We start from the raw sequence: 18,732 nt of genomic DNA on the forward strand, positions 1-18,732 counted from the left end.
ACACCATTGTGTGAGCCACTATGACTAAACATTCCCCTGTCTTTATCGCCGAAGTTTCTAGTAACCATCATAAAGACTTACAGCGTTGCATAGAATTTATCAAAACAGCTGCTGACATAGGTTGCGATGCCGTTAAGTTTCAACTGTTTAAAATTGAAGAACTGTTTGCACCTGAGATTCTATCTAAGAGTGAAATGCATCGTAAACGTAAACAATGGGAGTTGCCCGTCAGTTTTCTGCCCCAACTCAAGCAATCCTGCGATGAATACGGTATTCAGTTTTCTTGTACCCCGTTTTATCTCGACGCGGTAGCAGAGCTTGAACCCTTTGTGAATTTCTACAAGATCGCATCCTATGAATTACTTTGGGACGACCTACTCGCGGCCTGCGCGAAAACAGGAAAACCAGTTGTGATTTCAGCGGGCATGGCCACGATAGAAGAAATCGATCACGCGTTAAAAACCTTGAAAGAAAATGGTGCCAATGACATTACCTTACTGCACTGTGTTTCTGCATATCCAACCCCAGAACGTGAATGTAACTTAGCCGTTTTGGGCAGTTTTAGAAATCGTTACCAAGTTAAAGTTGGATGGTCTGATCATACTGTTTCCAGTGCTGTCATTAATCGGGCCATACACAGATGGGAAGCCGATGTTGTCGAGTTCCATTTAGATTTAGATGAAACAGGCGATGAATACGCTGCTGGTCATTGCTGGTTACCACAACAAATTGCAACGGTAATTCAGGGAGTCAAACTTGCAACTGTTATTGATGGAAACCCAGTAAAACAATTTGTTGCCAGCGAAGCCTCAGATAGAGAATGGCGAGCCGATCCGCAAGATGGATTACGCCCAATGAAGTCTCAAAGAGAAAAATTTGGAGTATCAGAATAATGAGTATGTCCCCAATTACAGTAGTAGCAGATGCTATTATTGAATTTTTAGCCCACCAAGGGATTAAAGCATTTCACAATTATCCCGGTGGAACCATCGCTCCTTTATTAGATGCTTGCAAACGTTTCGGAGTAACCGTTTACACTTCACGAAATGAGCAAGGTGCCGGTTATGCTGCACTAGCTCAAGGCAAACTAACCCAATTACCAGGTATAGTGGCAGTAACATCAGGCCCAGGTGTAACCAACGTATTAACGCCCGTCGCCGATGCCTATTTTGATGGTATTCCGATGTTAGTATTTACGGGCCAAGTGGGTACTGGCGACCTCACAGGCCAAAAACGAGTAAGACAATCTGGATTCCAAGAAGTTGATACCCCATCATTGATGAAACCTATCACTAAGGGGCAATTCCAACCTAAAAACAGTGCGGAGCTATACGCTATTCTTCCTATTGCATGGCAACTGGCTTTAGAAGGCAGAAGAGGTCCTGTTTCGATTGACTTACCAATGGACGTTCAACGCAGTGCAGCAACTGAATCCATCAAAGTTCCCGAAATGGTTGCTTATCCAGTCAATAACACTGAGCTAGGCACTTTTATAGATGAACTAATCAATGCCATTGAACATTCGCAAAAACCAGTGATTATTTGCGGCAATGGTATGACATCACCCGCATTAGTGGATGCAATCCGTACCTTAAGAAACTACTGGCCTGCGCCAGTGAGCCATAGCTTGCTAGGCGTTGGAGTTTTGGACACCGATGATTCTGGGTCATTAGGGTTTCATGGCCATACAGGTAGCCAATTAGCAGGTAAAGCCATTGCTGAGTGTGATTTATTACTGGTATTAGGTTCCAGATTAGATGTTCGCCAAACTGGCACACTGAAAACAGCCTTTGCCTCCAATGCGAAAATTTTTAGAGTCGATTTAGATATTGGAGAATTAACTGATAGTCGTATCGCTCACCATAAGGCTGTTCAAGCTGAACTAGAGCAATTTTTTGATGCCTTACACCCCAAATTTGCTCAATTATCACCACCTAATCTATCATCATGGCATAACACTATTTCGCAGTGGAAAGCGCAATTAGCTTGGCCCTACCCAGATTACCCAGGAATTGCACCTAAACTCTTGCTAGAAAAACTAAGCAACTCTTTACCAGAGAACACTATCGTCACCACAGGTGTTGGCGCACATCAACATTGGGTTGCAAGGCACTTTAGATTTGCCCTCCCCCATCGCCAGCTTTTTACCTCGGCAGGCCATGGCACCATGGGCTATGATCTCCCGACAGCGATAGGTGCCGCAATCCACTCACCAGAGTCCACCATTTTGTGTATCGCTGGAGACGGTTCATTTCAAATGAATATCCAAGAACTGGGCGTGCTCAAGGAGTTAGGCCTTAAGATCAAAATACTGGTTCTGGATAACCACAGATTAGGCTTAGTATCTCAATTCCAATTAATGAATTGGGAAACTGATACTGCTTGTGGTAACAAACAATCGCCTAATTTTGCCTTAATAGCTCAAGGTTACGGCATTAAAGCATTGCATTGTAGTGATAGCGCTAAACTAGAACAACCATTGGCTGAATTTATTGAGACCGATGAATCTATTCTGCTTCATATCGAAATTGCCACACAGCATGATGTCCTCCCAATGCTATTAGGGGGTCAAACAACAGATAAAATGTGGCCTTACTTTGACATGCAAGGTAATCCAAGGGATCCATCAAATGTCTAAACTCGTTTTGATCACAGGTGGAAGCAGAGGAATTGGTGCCGGTATCGCCAAAGCCTTTGCGGAGGCGGGATATTGGGTCGCTATAACTTACCTTAATCACCAAGATAAAGCCGTGTCATTAGCTAACATCTTAGGAGATAAAGTAGCCGCTTTTGCATTGGATCAATCAAAACCTGAGAGTATTAAACAATGTATTACTGAGGTCGAAAAATATTTTCATCGAAGTATTGATGTACTGATTAATAATGGCGCCATAGCCCAGGAAAAGCCCTTTAGCGACATTACTGCCGATGATTTTACCACTATGCTGAACACTAATCTGCGCGGCCCATTCTTGCTCGCACAAACTTGTATTCCTGCAATGCAACAGCATGGCTTTGGCAGAATCATCAACATTGGCTCCATTGGAGGTCAGTGGGGAGGCTATAACCAAGTTCACTATGCCGCAGCCAAGGCAGGGCTTATTAACCTAAGCCAATCAATTGCAAAAATCTATTCGCGAGATGGGATAAGAGCCAACACGATTGCTATAGGTTTAGTTGCAACAGAAATGACTGAGCATGAATTGAATACCGAGGCAGGCAAACAAAAAGCAGCGGCAATTCCAGTTGGACGTCTTGGCCAAGTTGAAGATATAGCCTCAATCGCCCTCTTTCTCGCCTCCCAAGATAGTGATTATCTCAGTGGACAAACCATAAATGCCAATGGCGGAATGTACTTCGGATAAGGATGCTCTTCTAATGATAAGAAATTGCTTTCTTTGTCAATCAAAAACCGAAGTTGTTTTTTCAACAACTTGGGCACTTCCAGGCCTCGCACCAAGGGAAATTGGTTTTTCTGTATGCCCTGAATGTGGATCTGTTTGTCAAAGTCCATCGGTTAGTTTCGATGAAATGATGACGTTTTATAGCTCGATGGCGGTTTACACTAATCCAGGAAGACAAGAGAAACCAACTGAAGCCAAGATTAGAGATCTTGATGAGCAAATTCGTTTTATTCGTAGAGGCATAGGTTTCCTTCCCAACTCAGCACTGCAAATTGGTAGCTCTGACGGTTATACCTTATCGCGTTTTCGCGAGGCAGGAATTAGCAGAGTCCTAGGCGTTGAACCAGGTACAGCGTCAGTTGAACTTGCAAAACGGTTATATCAAATCGATTGTATCCACGGCAGCGCAGAAGATTTTGACACTGACGAACAATTTGAGCTAATTATTTTGACCCATGTGCTGGAGCATCTTTATCATCCCCAAGATACCCTAAAAAAATGCCATAACCTGCAACAGAACATGGCAGAGGGGTTTATTTATGTCGAAGTGCCACTCATGGCTAAACCTGCCAGTCTATGCCCTGGATTTTTCTCTTTCGAACACATTAATTACTACACTCGGGATAATTTGGTTCGCAGTCTGAGCGAAGCGGGTTATTCAGTTGTATCTCTAGTCGAGCACTACAACAGTAACCTTTCGCCTATTATTGGCGTGCTAGCAAGTACCAAAGCACAAGACCACTGTGATGATGCACAACCCAATATCAGCCGGAATAGGGCTATTTTGTCTGATTACCGCGCAAAAGAAGTGGCGTACTGGCAAGGTTGTTTAAATGCAATATTACCAGCACTTAAGCAGAGTAAGCGAATCTTCCTTTGGGGTGCAGGTATCCATACATGCCAAATTGTTGCCAACACTAATCTTATCGACGAATGCGTTATAACGGGACTGACTGATACCTCCAAACTAAAGTGGGGATTAAGGCAAGGTGAGTGGATTTGCCAAGCGTCAGATACAATCGATTGGCAGGATGGAGATTGTGTCCTCATATCATCCTACGCCAGTGAGAAAGAAATTTTTGATGCGCTCAAATGGCTAAGAGATAAAGGTATTCTCACCTTAAGACTTCACAATGTTGACGATACTCGGACTCATTAATGACAAAGAATTTACTGATTGTGGGTGCAGGCGTAGAAGCCTGTGAAGGTATCCGCATTGCCAAGGAAATGGGACTTAAACTTGTTATTGCTGATGGCAACCCCTCCGCCCCAGGACTTACCATGGCAGATTGGCCAATTATTGCCAGTACCTACGATGGTCAAGCCATCTTAGCAGAAGTCAAAAAACTCCAAACACAGGGCGTAAATATTGATGGTGCGATCGCCATGTGTGCCGATGTACCTTTAAGTGTAGCTATCGTCAGTAATGACTTGGGGTTGCCAGGCCTGTCACTTGAGTCAGCTTTTTGGGTTTCTGATAAATTAGCAATGAAAAAGAGGCTGCAAGCAGAGGGGATTCCTATTCCACGCTTTGCGGATGTATCTGATAAATCAATTTTACTTAGTCAAGCCAATCAGATTGGCTTTCCACTGATTATTAAACCCGTTGATAGCCGTGGCGCACGCGGGGTGCAACTGATAGAGATAGCCTCAGAGCTTGATAGTGCATGGGAATTGGCTGCCAGAGAATCCCCAACCTCAAGGGTCATGCTGGAAGAATATCTCGAAGGTCCACAGTTCAGTACAGAAACCTTGGTCGATCGTGGACGCTACTATACCCTCGGTTTTGCCGACCGTAACTATGAGTGGCTCCCTCGAACTAAGCCTTTTATCATTGAAAATGGCGGCGATGCTCCTACGGGTGTTAGTGCAAACATCAAAGCTGAGGTTATTGCCACTGTTGAACGAGCAGCAGAGGCACTTGGGATCAACCAAGGCGTAGCCAAGGGAGATATGGTCTATACGGCTCAAGGCGCTAAAGTGATTGAAATTGCAGGGAGACTCTCAGGCGGATTCTTTTCGACCACGCAAATCCCCCTTGCGACTGGCGTTAATTTTATCGAAAAGGCTATCAAACTCGCCCTTGGCGAGCCCTTAACCACAGAGGAAGTTACAGCTAAATATCAGCGGGCGGTCGCTATTCGCTACCTTGATTTAGCACTAGGTAGAGTCCGCAATATTCATGGAGTATCTCAAGCAAATCAAGCCATTGGCGTAGAAATGTTAACGCTATTTATAGCGCCTGGAAGCGTAATTTATCCGCTTGCTAATCATACGCAAAGAGCTGGATTTGCGATTGCCAGTGCCGATAACAAAACCGATGCAATAGCTAGAGCAGAAGCTGCGCTGGCGTTGATCCATATCGAATATGAGAATGAACCAGTATGACTACTGCCCTCTACACGGTATTTCATCTCAATCTGGCCTTTTCCTCCATTGAAAATGAACAACATGCCGAAGTCATTCGCAAATGCTATTGGCCACTCCTACAGATAGCGCAAAATGGTATCCCTGTCGGAATTGAAATGACGGCCTATACCTTAGAAGCAGTTCAACAGGTTGACCCTCTATGGGTAGAGGAATTCAAACTATTGATCCAAAAAGGGATGTGCGAACTTATCGCCAGCGGTGATAGCCAAATTATTGGGCCTTTGGTTCCTGCAAAAGTCAATCAGGCTAACCTCCGTCTTGGGCAGGATACCTATCACACCTTGCTTGGGGTGCGTCCTCAAATTGCCTATATCAATGAGCAAGCCGTTTCAGCAGGGCTCTTAGATGTTTATATCGACCAAGGTTTTGAAACTGTAGTGGTGGAATGGGATAATCCCTACTCCCATAATCCAAACTGGTCCAACACACTGTTAGACAGGCCACAGAGTTTACAAGCCGCAAGTGGTAGAACAATTAAGGTGATTTGGAACCACGCAATCGCTTTTCAAAAGTTCCAGCGTTATGTTCATGGCGAATTAACGCTAGAGGATTATCTGCACTATCTCGTTAAAATATTCAAACCTGGCATGTTGGCCTTTCCTGTTTATGGCAGTGATGCCGAAGTGTTCGACTTTCGTCCAGGTCGCTACCAAACTGAGGCGGATCACGTTGAAGGGGAATGGCAGCGAATTTCCACCCTCTTTAACACTCTTGCGGGGATGGACAACTATTGTTGGCAGTTACCTCAACACATTCTTAAGTTTTGGCAAGTATCAGATGCGGTGGAAATAACCAATGCAGAGCATCCGGTTTCAGTCAAAAAACAAGCTAAGTATAATGTTAGCCGCTGGGGATTAAGTGGTCGTAATGACCTTCTACTCAATAGTCAATGCTATCAACGATTCGCCACACTAGAACATAATCCACATGCAACAGAGCAAGACTGGCGAAACTTGTGCCGTATGTGGGCAAGCGATCTGCGAACCCATCTCACCGCAAAACGCTATCAGCAACTTAACTTGGTTGCTAATCCTGCCGATGTGCCAGTATTTGCGCCTTGGGAAGCACAAGAAGATATTCGGATTGAGTACGATACACAAAGACGTCGTTTGCATATTCGTACCCCTAAGGTACACCTGAGCCTAAATGGTAACCGTGGATTGGCTATTGATAAATTAGCCTTTAAGTCCCACGGCTTTGAACCCGTCCTAGGTACCTTATCCCATGGTTTCTTCGACCATATTAGTTATGGTGCTGATTTCTACTCGAATCATTTGTTGATGGAACGATTTCGTGCACGTGATCGTGTCACCGATCTAAATCGGGTGAATTATGAATTGGGCTGCGCAGAGGGCAATTTAGTGATTTATTGCCGTCAATCATTAAAAAGTGGCGCCATCATTAAATGGTACCGTATCGAGCATGAATCTTTACATACAGGCCTTTTCTTTGAGGACAAGCAGCGCCCTGAAGCCTCAATCCGACTCAGTTATCTGACTTTACTCGGCTGTGATAATAGAGCTTGGTACCAGACCAATCTCGGTGGTGTTCAGGAAGAGTTTTTTCAAATACAAGAGGATATGGACCAAGGTTCTCCTGTCTCTTCAATTGTTTCGGCAAATAGCGCCATTGGTGCTACTGCTGGCCAAATTCGGTTTGGCAGCGGCCAATGTGGCGTGCGATTAACTTGGGATCCCGCCAATTGTGCTGCACTCCCCATGATTTCGAGTAAAAAAATAGATGATAAATACCTTAATCGATTATGGTTTTCGTTAGCCGAAGCCGATGAGACACTCAAGGAAGGTGGCAATTTACTCGATTTCAATCTCTGTATTACCCCAGAGAGTATTAATCTATGACCAAAATACTCGCCATCATTGGTGCACGCCTTAACTCTAGTCGCTTAGCTAGTAAACATTTGCTACCACTCGCTTGTGATGCCGCAGGTAATACTCTTCCTATCATTGGCCATATTTTAAGGCGCCTAAAGACGTGTAGCACAATTAGTGTAATAGAACTTGCCACAACTGCAGATGAGTTCAATCAACCCCTAATCAATTGGGCACAAGAAAACCAGCTAACCTGTGTCCCCTTTGAAGGTGATGTTAATGACCTGATGGGCAGGCTTGATAGGATCATCCAGCGACAACAGCCTGATTATATCGTGTATATCTGTGGTGATTGCCCACTTATAGACCCCAATTTTATCGATCACGCTCTGCGAGCCCTGAAAGCCTCAGATAAAGACACTATCACACTCAAAGAAGGGGTCATTTCACTCCATGAAGGGATGGGGTTTTATACTAGATCTGGCTGGAATAGGTTGATGGCCGTTAGTGATTGTGTAATGTCACGGGAGCATGTGGGATATGGTGATAAATTAAGACCTGAATTAACAAAACTATACATCGATGACAGCGGTAATTATGGAAAAATTACCCATCGTATCTCAGTAGATACCTATGCTGACTATCGCTTTATGGTTGAAGTCTATCGCCGATGGTATGTAAATAATCCAACTGAAACAGTTGTCAGTTTAGAGTGGGTACAAGAAGAGTTACTAAAAGATTCTGCTCTGTTCGCCATAAACGCCCATGTACAACAAAAGGCCGCTAACAAAAACTATGCTAAGGCGAGTATCTATTGTCATCTGGGCCCTCAAATAGGTTTAGGACATTTCAAGCGCTCAGAATTAATTGCCAATGCATTGCAGGAACATTTAAGCATAGGAGTGAATATTCACGCTTATAGCGAAGCTGGACAACGATTAGACTCAAGCTCAAAAGTAGTGTGGCATGAGGATGAGCAAGCATTGCTCAGCGCATTAACCGAAGATCAAAATCCATTAGTACTAGTTGATTTTCATCCTAACTTTATCGACTTAAAATCATTTGCCAATAGGCTAGCAGGGCTAGCTAAGCGTGGTACAAAGCGGGTGGGCATAGATAAAATGGTACCGCTACTGGATGTACTGGATTGGCTATTTATTCCAAGCTTCAATTGTCCAGCCCATCATCCCAAAATATCCGCTGGCTGGCAAAATTATCTCTTTAGCACAATTCCACAAGCGGCTAAGCAAGCACAAATTCTAGTTCTCACGGGGGGTAGCGATGCGTTGGGCTATGGCCGAGAACTCCCAACGATACTGGACTCCATTGGTACTGATTGGCCCATTTTATGGATTCAAGGCCCACTGGCTCCAGCTCCTCAACTGCCCCCCAATTCAGCCATAGTGGTTCAACAAAATCCTGACAACCTTAAAGAGATAATCGCTCAATCAGAGATCATTTTAAGCTGTTATGGCTTATCGCTATTTGAGTCCATTTATGGGAAAGCAGCAACCCTACTTCTTCCCCCTCAACATCTCTGTGATGAAGCCGAACTCATCGCCCTCAATCAAGAACGCTGTTGTCTAGTGAGCAACACATTGGAAGAAGCAAAGGAGATGTTACAACAACTGCTTACAGAGCCCGAACAAAGAAGGTCTATCCAAAACCAAGCAACAAGAGTCTTTGAATCACACCAAGGAATACAAGCACTTATATATGATATCCGCCACTTATTGGGAGCGGTAAACTCACACCAATGAATTTTCTTACAGTACTGCTAACAAGGTGTTAATAACCCAAGCTTGTTCCTTATCAGTCATCAAAGGATAGAGTGGCAAAGTCAATATCTGTTGATAAAATGCCTCTGCTTGTGGGAAATCACCTTCTTTAAATCCTTGTTTTAAATAGTAAGGTTGAAGATGTACGGGGAAATAATGCACATGCACTTGTACATTTGCAGCTCTCATATCGTTGAATAGCTGCTTTCTTCTTGATGCGTCATTTAGGCGGATAATTTGTAAATGTCTGGCACTTTGAGTATTTGATAAAGGCTCAACACAGCTCAAGGGTAAACCAACGAGTTCTTTACGATAGATAGCGGCGAGTTCATTGCGTTTCAAAACAAAGGCATTAAGCCTGCTAATTTGCGACAAACCAAGTGCTGCCTGCAACTCCGTCATCCTATAGTTAAATCCCAAGGCATGTTGTTCGTAATACCAGTCCCCTTCATCAAGTCTTAACATTTTATCGGAGGCTTTAGTGATACCGTGGCTGCGGTAAAGGGCCATTTTTTCAGCTAATTCTGAGCTGTTTGTCATGGCCATACCGCCTTCGGCGCTGGTGATAATTTTGACGGGGTGAAAACTAAAAACGGTAATATCAGAGTATTGGCAGCTACCCAAAGGGTATCCATGATAGCTCCCGCCAATCCCATGCGAGGCATCTTCAATGATGTGAAATCTATATTGTTCAGCAAGAGCAGCGATCGCTGCCATATCACAACTATGACCACATAAATGTACCGGGATAACAACTTTAGGGAGCTTCCCTATCCGAGCCGCTTGTTCTAATTTCATTGCTAATGCATGTGGACAAAGATTACCCGTTAGAGGGTCCACATCGACAAAATCAATCTCAGCTCCACAGTAAAGCGCGCAGTTTGCCGAGGCGACAAAGGTAATTGGAGAAGTCCATACTATATCGTTTGGTCCAACCCCAAGAGCAAGACATGCAATATGCAAGGCGGAAGTCGCACTATTTACCGCTACGCCATAGCGAGCTGAACAATAGGAAGCAACTGCTGACTCAAATGCAGGAACCTTAGGCCCTTGAGTCAAATAATCAGAATTAAGCACTTCAATCACAGCATCAACATCAGCCTGATTGATGTCTTGTCGGCCATAGGGGATCATGCAACGGTATCCAGTTTAAGAATTTCAGCCTGTGTTAAAAAATGTGGATTAGTGCCAGAATTATATTCAAATCCCATCGGCACAGCCTGCCCCTTCTCTCCTAAAGCATTGGTACAAAAGTCTGTTTCACGCCCAAAAAAACGAATACTTGGCGTGATGACAAAGTGGTCATCAAATTCGATCGTGTGATGGGAGTCATCCCCTGGACACATGACCTCATGCATTTTTTCCCCGGGACGAATACCTACAATCTGCTGCTCCAAACTCGGCCCATAGGCTGCGGCAAGATCAGTGATGCGTATGGAAGGTATTTTAGGTACGAAGATCTCTCCGCCCTGCATACGGGAGAAGTTTTTTAAAACGAAATCAACACCATCCTGAAGAGTAATCCAAAAACGTGTCATATCGGGATGGGTAATGGGCAACGAAGTCGCACCATTAGCAATCAGTTGTTTAAAGAATGGCACGACTGAGCCACGTGACCCCACGACATTACCATAGCGAACTGCGGCAAATCGGGTTTTGCCATCTCCCACTACGTTATTGGCGGCGACAAACAGCTTATCGGAGGCCAACTTAGTCGCACCATATAGGTTAATAGGACTCGCGGCTTTGTCTGTTGAGAGGGCGATAACCTTCTTAACATTATTACTGATGGCGGCCCGGATCACATTTTCGGCCCCATGGATATTGGTTTTTATGCATTCCATCGGGTTGTATTCGGCAGCGGGAACCTGTTTAAGTGCTGCGGCATGGATAACAAAATCAACATCTTTAAAGGCTTGCTTTAGGCGATCACCATCACGCACATCACCGATAAAATAACGCATACATGGTGCGTTAAACACTTGCTGCATCTCATACTGCTTTAATTCATCTCGAGAAAAAATGATCAATCGCTTCGGTTTATACCGTTCGAGAATGGTTTTGGTGTATTTTTGTCCAAATGACCCCGTGCCACCCGTAATCAAAATTGTTTTATTATCAAACATAGAGTTCCCCACTCACGATTTAAACCTTCGATTAGCTACTAATGACAACGATGAGCCATTTCGTCAACTCTCCAACTCCTACAAGATCCACGCCAAAAATCCTCGTCGGAATAAAATGAGCTGAAATGTTATTCATACAAGCCACTTCATTATAGGCAAATATCGATAAAATATAAATTTTTTATATACTTATTGCTAGATTCCTAGCAAACAAATGCTTTACAGCTCAAGCAAGGTACCAGCCTATTAGTGTCAATTTTTTTGCTGGAACATATTTTGCAAAGTCCTAGTAACACTTGCTCTGACAATGAATGAAGTGACATTATGCTGGCGTATCATCCGTGTAATCGCTCAGTTGTTCGCTCTACTCGAGGAAAACATGCAACTACAAGCCCACATTTTGAATAACTTTGCGATCAGTCGCTTTAACGAATACTACTTGCCTAGTATTAACCGCCACACCTTTGAGGGGATTGACTCTAAAACCTTATATAATCGTCGCTTCAGACAATCGTTTTCTCAACAAGATAAGCTGCATATTGTGGTTGGAATGGATTCAGGGCTGCTAGCCAATTACGTGTTGGAGCATGATCTCCCCCTCGGTGCTAAATTTATTTTTGTAGAATTAGATGAAGTTATGCCTTTATTGGTCATCGATATCCCCGCAGACAAACAATCTGCAATCAGGATTGTTAATGAAGCCAGTTTTATTGAGTTAATGGAACATGATGAATTTAAAATCTATCTCATCAAAGGCGAATACGAAATTCATCAATCCTTAGGCGTAGCATCTCAACACTTAGACGCCTATAACGCCTTATTCAATCGCATTGAGACCAAGATTCAGGATGATTATTTCACCCATAGGATCGGTTTTACCCAAAAAATCTTTTTTCAAACCCAGCTTGAAAATATTGCCGATAATCAAACGCCAGCCAAAATACTACGGAATAGATTTAGCGGAAAAACCTGCCTAATCATCGCAGGCGGTCCTTCCCTTGACGAACATATCAATTGGATAAAACATAATAACGACAATTTATTTATTATCGCCGTCTCACGCATCGCAGGAAAACTAGCCGATAATGGCATATCCGTAGACATTATTACTTGTGTCGACCCTCAGGATTTTAGTTTCGACGTAAGCCGTGACATGTTTAAATTAAGCCACAAAACCTTGCTGGTAAATTCCTATCACGTAAGTCATAAAGTCCTTTCCCAATGGAATGGCCCTAAAGCCTATTTGGGTCAACGCTATCCTTGGAGTGGAAAGCATGATCATGACAATATCATCACCGTCGGCCCAACGGTCACCAACAGCTCAATACGCCTTGCTATCGAAATGGGCTTTACTACCCTATTGCTAAGTGGCGTCGATTATTGCTATTCAAAATCCGGTTATAGCCATGCAAAAGGAACGGTTGAAGCCAGCATTGGTCCAAGTTTAGGCTGTAATAATAAATGGGTAGAAACCTACGCAGGACTGCCAGCAGAAACCCCAATTCAGCTTATTCATGCAATGGAGTCTCTCGCTGAAGAAGCCAAGACCTATCCCGAAATTAGCTTTATTAATCTATCAATTAATGCAGCTAAAATTGAGGGTATTGTTCACGAGCCAACAACGGCAATAGTGCTTTCATCATTTACGGATAAATCCGTCATTGAAGTGATCAACGAGGCAACGCCCAATACTGAGGATGACTTAAATTCAGCAATACAAGAGTGCAGTAAAGCCATTAGCCAACTAGACACATTAAGGCAGCTAACTAAAAAAGCGCTAACGCTTGCAAAAACACTGAATGAGGATCCACAGGACGCTTGTTTAACGCTGGATAAAATCAACCAAATAGAAGAAGATATTAATCTTCACTACGCCACACTGTCTCGGCTGATTAAAACCTACGGTTATTATGAGTTCTCACATTTTCTCACTTCAAGAAATACCGATAGTTGGACACAATCCCATATCAATGAAATGACGCTAAACTATTATGAAGCGTTCAATACAATATGCCATGATATTTTGGAACTCACTAAAAAATCCTATGATAATCTTAAATTTCGACAACTCGAATTAAATTCCACCTCATTAACGCAGCTTGCACCCATTTGGTTGAAAAAAAACCAATCAGGCCGTATTTATATTTGGAATAAATACCATAAACATCCCACATTATCTGAATCCGATCAGGTGATATGGAATGAATTAACAGAACAATTTTCTCAGGACATTACCCTAGTAAGCCCAGTCTATGTTGAGGCATTAAATAAAGCGTCTACTGCGGAAAATATCTACACAAAAATCATGACGCTTTACGCAATGAGAAACAATCAAGGTCTATCGATAACAGTAGAAAATCTACTGCCATTTGTCGATGGCAATCCAGAATTGCAAAGGCTGTATCACTTGGCTCTCGCGTTACAACTCAGCCTAGAGCAACAACATCAGCAAGCCTTAGATGCACTATTAGCATTACCCGAAGATCTCTATACAGAAATGGAGTTAAAACACATTATTCTGCTTGCGCTAAAATTGAGCAAACTTGAGCTGGCCGAGTCAACCCTTGTCAAAATTTTGGCCTATAGCGACGAGTATATGCCACAGTATGCGCATATCCTTAAGCTACGCGGAAAAATCCAAGAGTCAGTCAACGTCTATCTAGACTACTTAGAAAAATATCCTTCAGATACGCAGACTTGGATAAAACTTGGCTTATTCATGGTTGAACTTGGCCAAGCTGAAGGCGCACACACTGCGTTTACCAATGCCCTCAATGCCGATCCGAGTAATCAGGTAGCACAACATTATGTGGCAGAACTCACCCGAATCATGACTGAAGCACAATAACCTAGTTGCCAAGTGGTGATATCTCCACTTGGCGATTTTATTATTCATGCTTAGCATCTTATAATGAGCCTGTTTCAATCTTGCCATTTCCTAGGAGATATTGCTTGGCTCATACCTACATACCTTTAGACACCTATCGCCGTAAGTGGATTTTTAACCACAAAGACTTACCTGTGAGCGATGAGGACAAGACTGGCATTCTGCCGCTAACGGATAAAAGCGCCATGCTGGTGTGGAATCAGTGGATTAGCAATAAAAGTAGCCGCGCCGAACAGTTTACTAAAGGGGATTGGGCCGCCAAAGCCAACGCATGGGTCAAAACAGATCATTGGCAGAGTGCGTGGGACAGTGAAGATAACAGTCTACCCGAGTTGTTGGCAGAGTTTATTCAGTGGCCAGAGGATACTCAGGTCTATTTTTGCTACGAAAAATATCAAGTGATTGAGACTCGTTGGGATGTGTTTGTCCGCAATTGGAAGTGCTTTCTGTTTTTTGATGATGGCCCAATCCTGATCTCCCCTAAGCAAAAACAAGCGGTGATGTTTGAGCAAAATGGCCAATATAAATTAGGCGTTCGTGGCTGACCCTGTCAGCTAATAAACTAAACAGGTCGAATATTTCTTCACACATATCGCTTTTTTAATGCGCTCGACAAGGAAAAGTCGTCTTGTTTTGCCTAAGTCACCAGCGATAGCTTGCACAGATTAGGCTATCGCTCCTCTTGGGTTTCGATTAGTATCGCTTCGCAATCTACAGATAAATCACCGTTCGAGTCACTCAGATGATTGATACACTCAACGGCCATAACTAAAAAATATGAGGTGTATAATGAAGTTACTCTCAACCTTAACGCTCACTACTGCTTTGCTTTTTCCACTATTTACCCAAGCTAAAGAAGTGTCAGGTGTTCAAGTCGCCAACAGCATTACGCTCGACGCTCAGGCGCTGCAATTAAATGGCGCTGGTGTTCGCAGCAAATTCTTTATGGATTTGTATGTCGGTAGTCTGTACGTGCCCACTCCCAGCAAAACCACCGCCGAGGTGATCAATGCTCCAATAGCCGCGATTCGCCTTAATATTACGTCTGGAATGATTACGTCTGAGAAAATGCGTGATGCGATAACCGAAGGTTTTGAGCATGCAACCGCCGATAATACGACTGATATTCAGCCACAAATTGATGCGTTTATGGCGCTATTTAAGGATGAAATTAAACAAGGAGACCAATTTACCTTCGTCGCCAACAAAAGCCGTGGTGTGACCGCCTATAAAAATGGCCAAGAACAAGCCACGATTGAAGGTGAAATGTTCCGTCAAGCCTTACTCAAGATTTGGTTAGGTGAAAAACCAGCCCAGACAAGCCTCAAAGAAGCCATGCTGGGCCAGTAATTAAAATCGAAACTCGAGATCCAAGGCCGCTGCGCCTTGGTTATCGAGATCAAGCGCGGCCTCATCGGTCACTTCTAATTCACCGTTAAAGTAATAGCCCGCGTAGAGATTTAACGCGATTGCTGGTGTCACACGCCAACCAGCTCGCAGATAGCTCACCCATTCATTGGTTTCGACTACCGTTTCATCATCGGCAATTAAAAATCGCTCCGTGCGGCGCGAATTACCCAAGCCCACGTTCCAAGCGGGATTGAACTGATAACTAAGTTCCAATCCTGCTGGCCCACTAAAGCCCGCTTGGAAAGGATTTGCTAGACGCCAGCGATCATTAATCTGCCAGCTCACGGCAAGGTAAGGCAAAGAACGCACTTCATCTATGTCATTCAAGTAGGCCACACCAAAGCCCAGCATGTTTCCCGATTCAAAGGCATACATGGCCGAGGCAACCACACCATAACTCTGTGCATTACTGGCGGACGCGGTATCGGCATAAGCATATTGGATTTGTGGCGAAAGCATAAATGACCAATGCTTATCCATCCGATAATTAACAGATAGGCTCGCACGGTAGCGATCGATATTTTCCCAGGTTTCACCCGCATCACTAAACAATGCTGCCGTATTATTGGAGCCTGTTAAACGAATATTGCGCCAATCGTAGTCAAGTCTGTCGTAGCCAAGTCTCATCCCAACGGACCATTGTTGACTCAAGGGCATAGTCACGCCAGCGTTGAGTAACAAGCTATCCCGCTGCAACTCTGTTTCACCATTGGCAACGTTGGCACTCTGGGTACTAATTTGCGATACGCTGACCTTAAAAGGCTTATATTCCTGACGAGGCTCTGCTGCGAAAACGGAGTAACTCAACAAAGGCATCAACCCTATGAACACTATGCTGGGGTTAATATTGACTGGTGAATGAAGTGGTTTAGCCACGCCTGCTCCTTGCGTTACTGGTTGAATAATGTATTGCGTATAATACGCGTTACCCAAGACAAAAGTTCATTCTTAATCGAAGAATGATACAAACTGATACCTTAACGCCACTTTAGTTAAACACAATAAGCTTTTAGGAACATCTCGGCACAACCCCGAATATACTGCTCACGTTCCCCCAATAAACTCTCGGTTTCTAGCCCCAACTCTAACCTGAGCTTCAATTCACCAAACAGCATTAAACATAAACGAACCGCACAGTGATGCGGTTGTGGAAATCGATACAATCCAAGCGCCTCAACCGCCACTAAATATTTTGTCAGCATCGCAAGCATATGCTGTGGGCCCGCCTCAAAAAATAAGCGTGAGACTTCAGGGTGGCTTTCCGATTGCGCCACACAGGCTTTAAAGACGGTAATAGCCTCAGGGCTGACAATCATTTCACCAAATTGCAACGCAAACTCTGTGATAGTGGCTTCGGGTTGGCTTGGATCACTCAGCAAGTCGTCATGTAAATTGTGACCCACGCATTTTGACTCAATCGCTGCCACAAACAGGTCATCTTTACTGCCATAGTGAGAATAAACGGTTTGCTTAGAAACACCCGCCAATTTAGCGACTTCATCCATACTGGTATGGGGAAAACCCTGGCGGCAAAACAAGTCAATGGCCGCCACTAGCACTTGCTGTTTCTTTTGTTCACTGCGGCTCATCGGGATCTCGGTGGACTGAGTCATATCTTCACTCAAGGTAGCAACATAATTAATTCGTATTAGTTAAGCATAAAATAGACTAGACAGTCCAGTTCCGCACAACTAGACTAGCAAGTCTAGTTACATAAAATTAACCTTAAGCTTACAACGGAAGGATTCAAATGGATCAAGCGGCCCGATGTTTTTGGCGTGTATTTTGCGTTTGCGTGATTGCCGTCACCACCTTAACGGCCTGTCAAAAGGAAGTGACAGAGCATGCCAATACTGCGCAATTACAAACCGTGATGACGGCGCCGCTGCGCTTGTCGACTAGCTATCAGAGTGAGCAAGTATTCACTGGCACAATCCGTGCGGGCAATACCACGGGCGTCGGATTTGAATTATCGGGTAAGCTCAGTGAGTTAACGGTCGATAGCGGCGCTAAGGTGACTCAGGGGCAAGTATTGGCCAAACTGGATACCCGCTTGCTTGAAGCCGAGCGCCAAGAAATCCAAGCAAGCTTAGCGCAAACCCAAGCCGATGTTGACCTTGCCACCAGCACTCTCAAACGGAATCTAGAACTGAAGAAGTCCGGTTATGTCTCTGAACAATTGCTCGATGAAACTCGAACTCAACTCACCAGCCTAGAGGCGGCTAAACAACGCCTGCTCGCCTCGCAACATGCCAATCAACTCAAACTCGACAAATCACACTTACTCGCCCCCTTTGATGGCATCATCAGTCTGCGCCAACATAATTTAGGGGAAGTCGTTGCCGCGGGTAACCCCGTCTTTACCTTAGTTGGTAGCATCAATACCGAGGCCTATATCGGTGTCCCTGTTGCTATTGCTAACCAATTCACTACCGGACAAGAAGTAAAGGTTAGTGTCCAGAATCAACTATTTATGGCTAAAGTCGCTGGGATCAGTGCCGAGGTCAACCCCATTAGCCGCACGGTACAACTGCGGATTAGCCTACCGGCACAGGCTAAGGTGATAAATGGAGAAATAGCCTATTTACATCAACAACAAACCGTTGAACAAGCAGGCTACTGGGTGCCAATTTCAGCACTGATTGATGGTATTCGAGGACGCTGGAATATCTATGTTACGGCGCAACAAACAGCTGATAGCGCTTCAACTCAAATAGAACGTCGCGATGTCGATATCCTCTACACCACGCAGGATATGGCTTATATCCAAGGAGCGATTAAAGCCGACGAACAATATGTGACTCAAGGTTTGCATAAATTAGTCGTTGGCCAAGCCGTTTCCACAACAATCGCAACGACGAGGTAATC

At 44.1% G+C, this 18,732-nt stretch carries 15 protein-coding genes; 11 read left to right on the forward strand and 4 right to left on the reverse strand.

Annotated features, from left to right (window positions below; all coding sequences use genetic code 11):
• Positions 1-20 precede the first annotated feature (20 nt).
• From HG547_RS10495 to HG547_RS10525, 7 genes are read left to right on the forward strand one after another with little or no spacing between them, the layout of a single operon-like run.
• A complete protein-coding gene (locus tag HG547_RS10495) occupies positions 21-893 on the forward strand; it encodes an N-acetylneuraminate synthase family protein (RefSeq protein ID WP_169547807.1) in 873 nt (290 codons plus the stop codon).
• Complete coding sequence (locus tag HG547_RS10500) at positions 893-2,638, forward strand: thiamine pyrophosphate-binding protein (protein ID WP_169547808.1); 1,746 nt, start codon at positions 893-895, stop codon at positions 2,636-2,638. The genes HG547_RS10495 and HG547_RS10500 overlap by 1 nt, the downstream gene beginning before the upstream one ends.
• Positions 2,631-3,365 carry an SDR family oxidoreductase gene (locus HG547_RS10505; protein WP_169547809.1) on the forward strand — a complete coding sequence of 245 codons (735 nt, stop codon included), beginning with the start codon at positions 2,631-2,633 and terminating at the stop codon, positions 3,363-3,365. The genes HG547_RS10500 and HG547_RS10505 overlap by 8 nt, the downstream gene beginning before the upstream one ends.
• Positions 3,337-4,563: a class I SAM-dependent methyltransferase gene (locus HG547_RS10510; protein WP_248278736.1), complete on the forward strand. Its 1,227-nt coding sequence runs from the start codon at positions 3,337-3,339 to the stop codon at positions 4,561-4,563. Before HG547_RS10505 ends, HG547_RS10510 begins: the two co-directional genes overlap by 29 nt.
• On the forward strand, positions 4,563-5,792 hold the full coding sequence (locus tag HG547_RS10515; protein WP_169547810.1) for an ATP-grasp domain-containing protein: 1,230 nt from the start codon (positions 4,563-4,565) through the stop codon (positions 5,790-5,792). Before HG547_RS10510 ends, HG547_RS10515 begins: the two co-directional genes overlap by 1 nt.
• Positions 5,789-7,693 (forward strand): glycoside hydrolase, encoded by a 1,905-nt coding sequence (locus HG547_RS10520; protein WP_169547811.1) that lies wholly within the window; start codon positions 5,789-5,791, stop codon positions 7,691-7,693. Before HG547_RS10515 ends, HG547_RS10520 begins: the two co-directional genes overlap by 4 nt.
• A complete protein-coding gene (locus tag HG547_RS10525) occupies positions 7,690-9,423 on the forward strand; it encodes a glycosyltransferase family protein (protein WP_169547812.1) in 1,734 nt (577 codons plus the stop codon). Before HG547_RS10520 ends, HG547_RS10525 begins: the two co-directional genes overlap by 4 nt.
• A gap of 6 nt (positions 9,424-9,429) precedes the next feature.
• Here the strand turns inward: HG547_RS10525 and pseC are convergent, their stop codons facing one another.
• Together pseC and pseB are read right to left on the reverse strand one after the other, a co-directional pair.
• Positions 9,430-10,575, reverse strand: a complete 1,146-nt coding sequence (pseC, locus tag HG547_RS10530) for a UDP-4-amino-4,6-dideoxy-N-acetyl-beta-L-altrosamine transaminase (protein ID WP_169547813.1) — start codon at positions 10,573-10,575, stop codon at positions 9,430-9,432.
• A complete protein-coding gene (gene pseB / locus HG547_RS10535) occupies positions 10,572-11,567 on the reverse strand; it encodes a UDP-N-acetylglucosamine 4,6-dehydratase (inverting) (protein ID WP_047534019.1) in 996 nt (331 codons plus the stop codon). Before pseB ends, pseC begins: the two co-directional genes overlap by 4 nt.
• Before the next feature lie 379 nt (positions 11,568-11,946).
• Between pseB and HG547_RS10540 the strand changes: the two genes are divergently transcribed.
• The 3 genes from HG547_RS10540 to HG547_RS10550 all read left to right on the forward strand — a co-directional run bounded on the left by HG547_RS10540 (position 11,947) and on the right by HG547_RS10550 (position 15,804).
• On the forward strand, positions 11,947-14,415 hold the full coding sequence (locus tag HG547_RS10540; RefSeq protein WP_169547814.1) for a 6-hydroxymethylpterin diphosphokinase MptE-like protein: 2,469 nt from the start codon (positions 11,947-11,949) through the stop codon (positions 14,413-14,415).
• 104 nt (positions 14,416-14,519) lie between these two features.
• A complete protein-coding gene (locus HG547_RS10545) occupies positions 14,520-14,999 on the forward strand; it encodes a DUF2947 domain-containing protein (RefSeq protein ID WP_169547815.1) in 480 nt (159 codons plus the stop codon).
• Positions 15,000-15,243: 244 nt separating this feature from the next.
• Positions 15,244-15,804: a chalcone isomerase family protein gene (locus tag HG547_RS10550; RefSeq protein ID WP_169547816.1), complete on the forward strand. Its 561-nt coding sequence runs from the start codon at positions 15,244-15,246 to the stop codon at positions 15,802-15,804.
• Here the strand turns inward: HG547_RS10550 and HG547_RS10555 are convergent, their stop codons facing one another.
• The gene (locus HG547_RS10555; protein ID WP_211164621.1) at positions 15,805-16,680 is read right to left on the reverse strand and encodes a DUF6268 family outer membrane beta-barrel protein; all 876 of its coding nucleotides are present in this window, start codon (positions 16,678-16,680) and stop codon (positions 15,805-15,807) included. It abuts the gene before it with no gap.
• Positions 16,681-16,856: 176 nt separating this feature from the next.
• The gene (locus HG547_RS10560; RefSeq protein ID WP_037424895.1) at positions 16,857-17,477 is read right to left on the reverse strand and encodes a TetR/AcrR family transcriptional regulator; all 621 of its coding nucleotides are present in this window, start codon (positions 17,475-17,477) and stop codon (positions 16,857-16,859) included.
• 137 nt (positions 17,478-17,614) lie between these two features.
• On the opposite strand from HG547_RS10560, the gene HG547_RS10565 reads away from it, so the two are divergent.
• Positions 17,615-18,730, forward strand: a complete 1,116-nt coding sequence (locus HG547_RS10565; RefSeq protein WP_169547818.1) for an efflux RND transporter periplasmic adaptor subunit — start codon at positions 17,615-17,617, stop codon at positions 18,728-18,730.
• Positions 18,731-18,732: the final 2 nt, after the last annotated feature.

The sequence above is a fragment of the Shewanella sp. DNRA4 genome (assembly GCF_012843185.1).
Lineage (GTDB): Bacteria > Pseudomonadota > Gammaproteobacteria > Enterobacterales > Shewanellaceae > Shewanella > Shewanella xiamenensis.

Coding starts and splice junctions, on each gene's coding strand:
- HG547_RS10500 (WP_169547808.1), top strand. CDS start 893: ATGAGTATGTCCCCAATTACAGTAGTAGCAGATGCTATTATTGAATTT.
- HG547_RS10550 (WP_169547816.1), top strand. CDS start 15,244: ATGAAGTTACTCTCAACCTTAACGCTCACTACTGCTTTGCTTTTTCCA.
- pseB (WP_047534019.1), bottom strand. CDS start 11,567: ATGTTTGATAATAAAACAATTTTGATTACGGGTGGCACGGGGTCATTT.
- HG547_RS10505 (WP_169547809.1), top strand. CDS start 2,631: ATGTCTAAACTCGTTTTGATCACAGGTGGAAGCAGAGGAATTGGTGCC.
- HG547_RS10560 (WP_037424895.1), bottom strand. CDS start 17,477: ATGACTCAGTCCACCGAGATCCCGATGAGCCGCAGTGAACAAAAGAAA.
- HG547_RS10555 (WP_211164621.1), bottom strand. CDS start 16,680: ATGCCTTTGTTGAGTTACTCCGTTTTCGCAGCAGAGCCTCGTCAGGAA.
- HG547_RS10495 (WP_169547807.1), top strand. CDS start 21: ATGACTAAACATTCCCCTGTCTTTATCGCCGAAGTTTCTAGTAACCAT.
- pseC (WP_169547813.1), bottom strand. CDS start 10,575: ATGATCCCCTATGGCCGACAAGACATCAATCAGGCTGATGTTGATGCT.
- HG547_RS10515 (WP_169547810.1), top strand. CDS start 4,563: ATGACAAAGAATTTACTGATTGTGGGTGCAGGCGTAGAAGCCTGTGAA.
- HG547_RS10525 (WP_169547812.1), top strand. CDS start 7,690: ATGACCAAAATACTCGCCATCATTGGTGCACGCCTTAACTCTAGTCGC.
- HG547_RS10510 (WP_248278736.1), top strand. CDS start 3,337: ATGCCAATGGCGGAATGTACTTCGGATAAGGATGCTCTTCTAATGATA.
- HG547_RS10520 (WP_169547811.1), top strand. CDS start 5,789: ATGACTACTGCCCTCTACACGGTATTTCATCTCAATCTGGCCTTTTCC.
- HG547_RS10565 (WP_169547818.1), top strand. CDS start 17,615: ATGGATCAAGCGGCCCGATGTTTTTGGCGTGTATTTTGCGTTTGCGTG.
- HG547_RS10540 (WP_169547814.1), top strand. CDS start 11,947: ATGCAACTACAAGCCCACATTTTGAATAACTTTGCGATCAGTCGCTTT.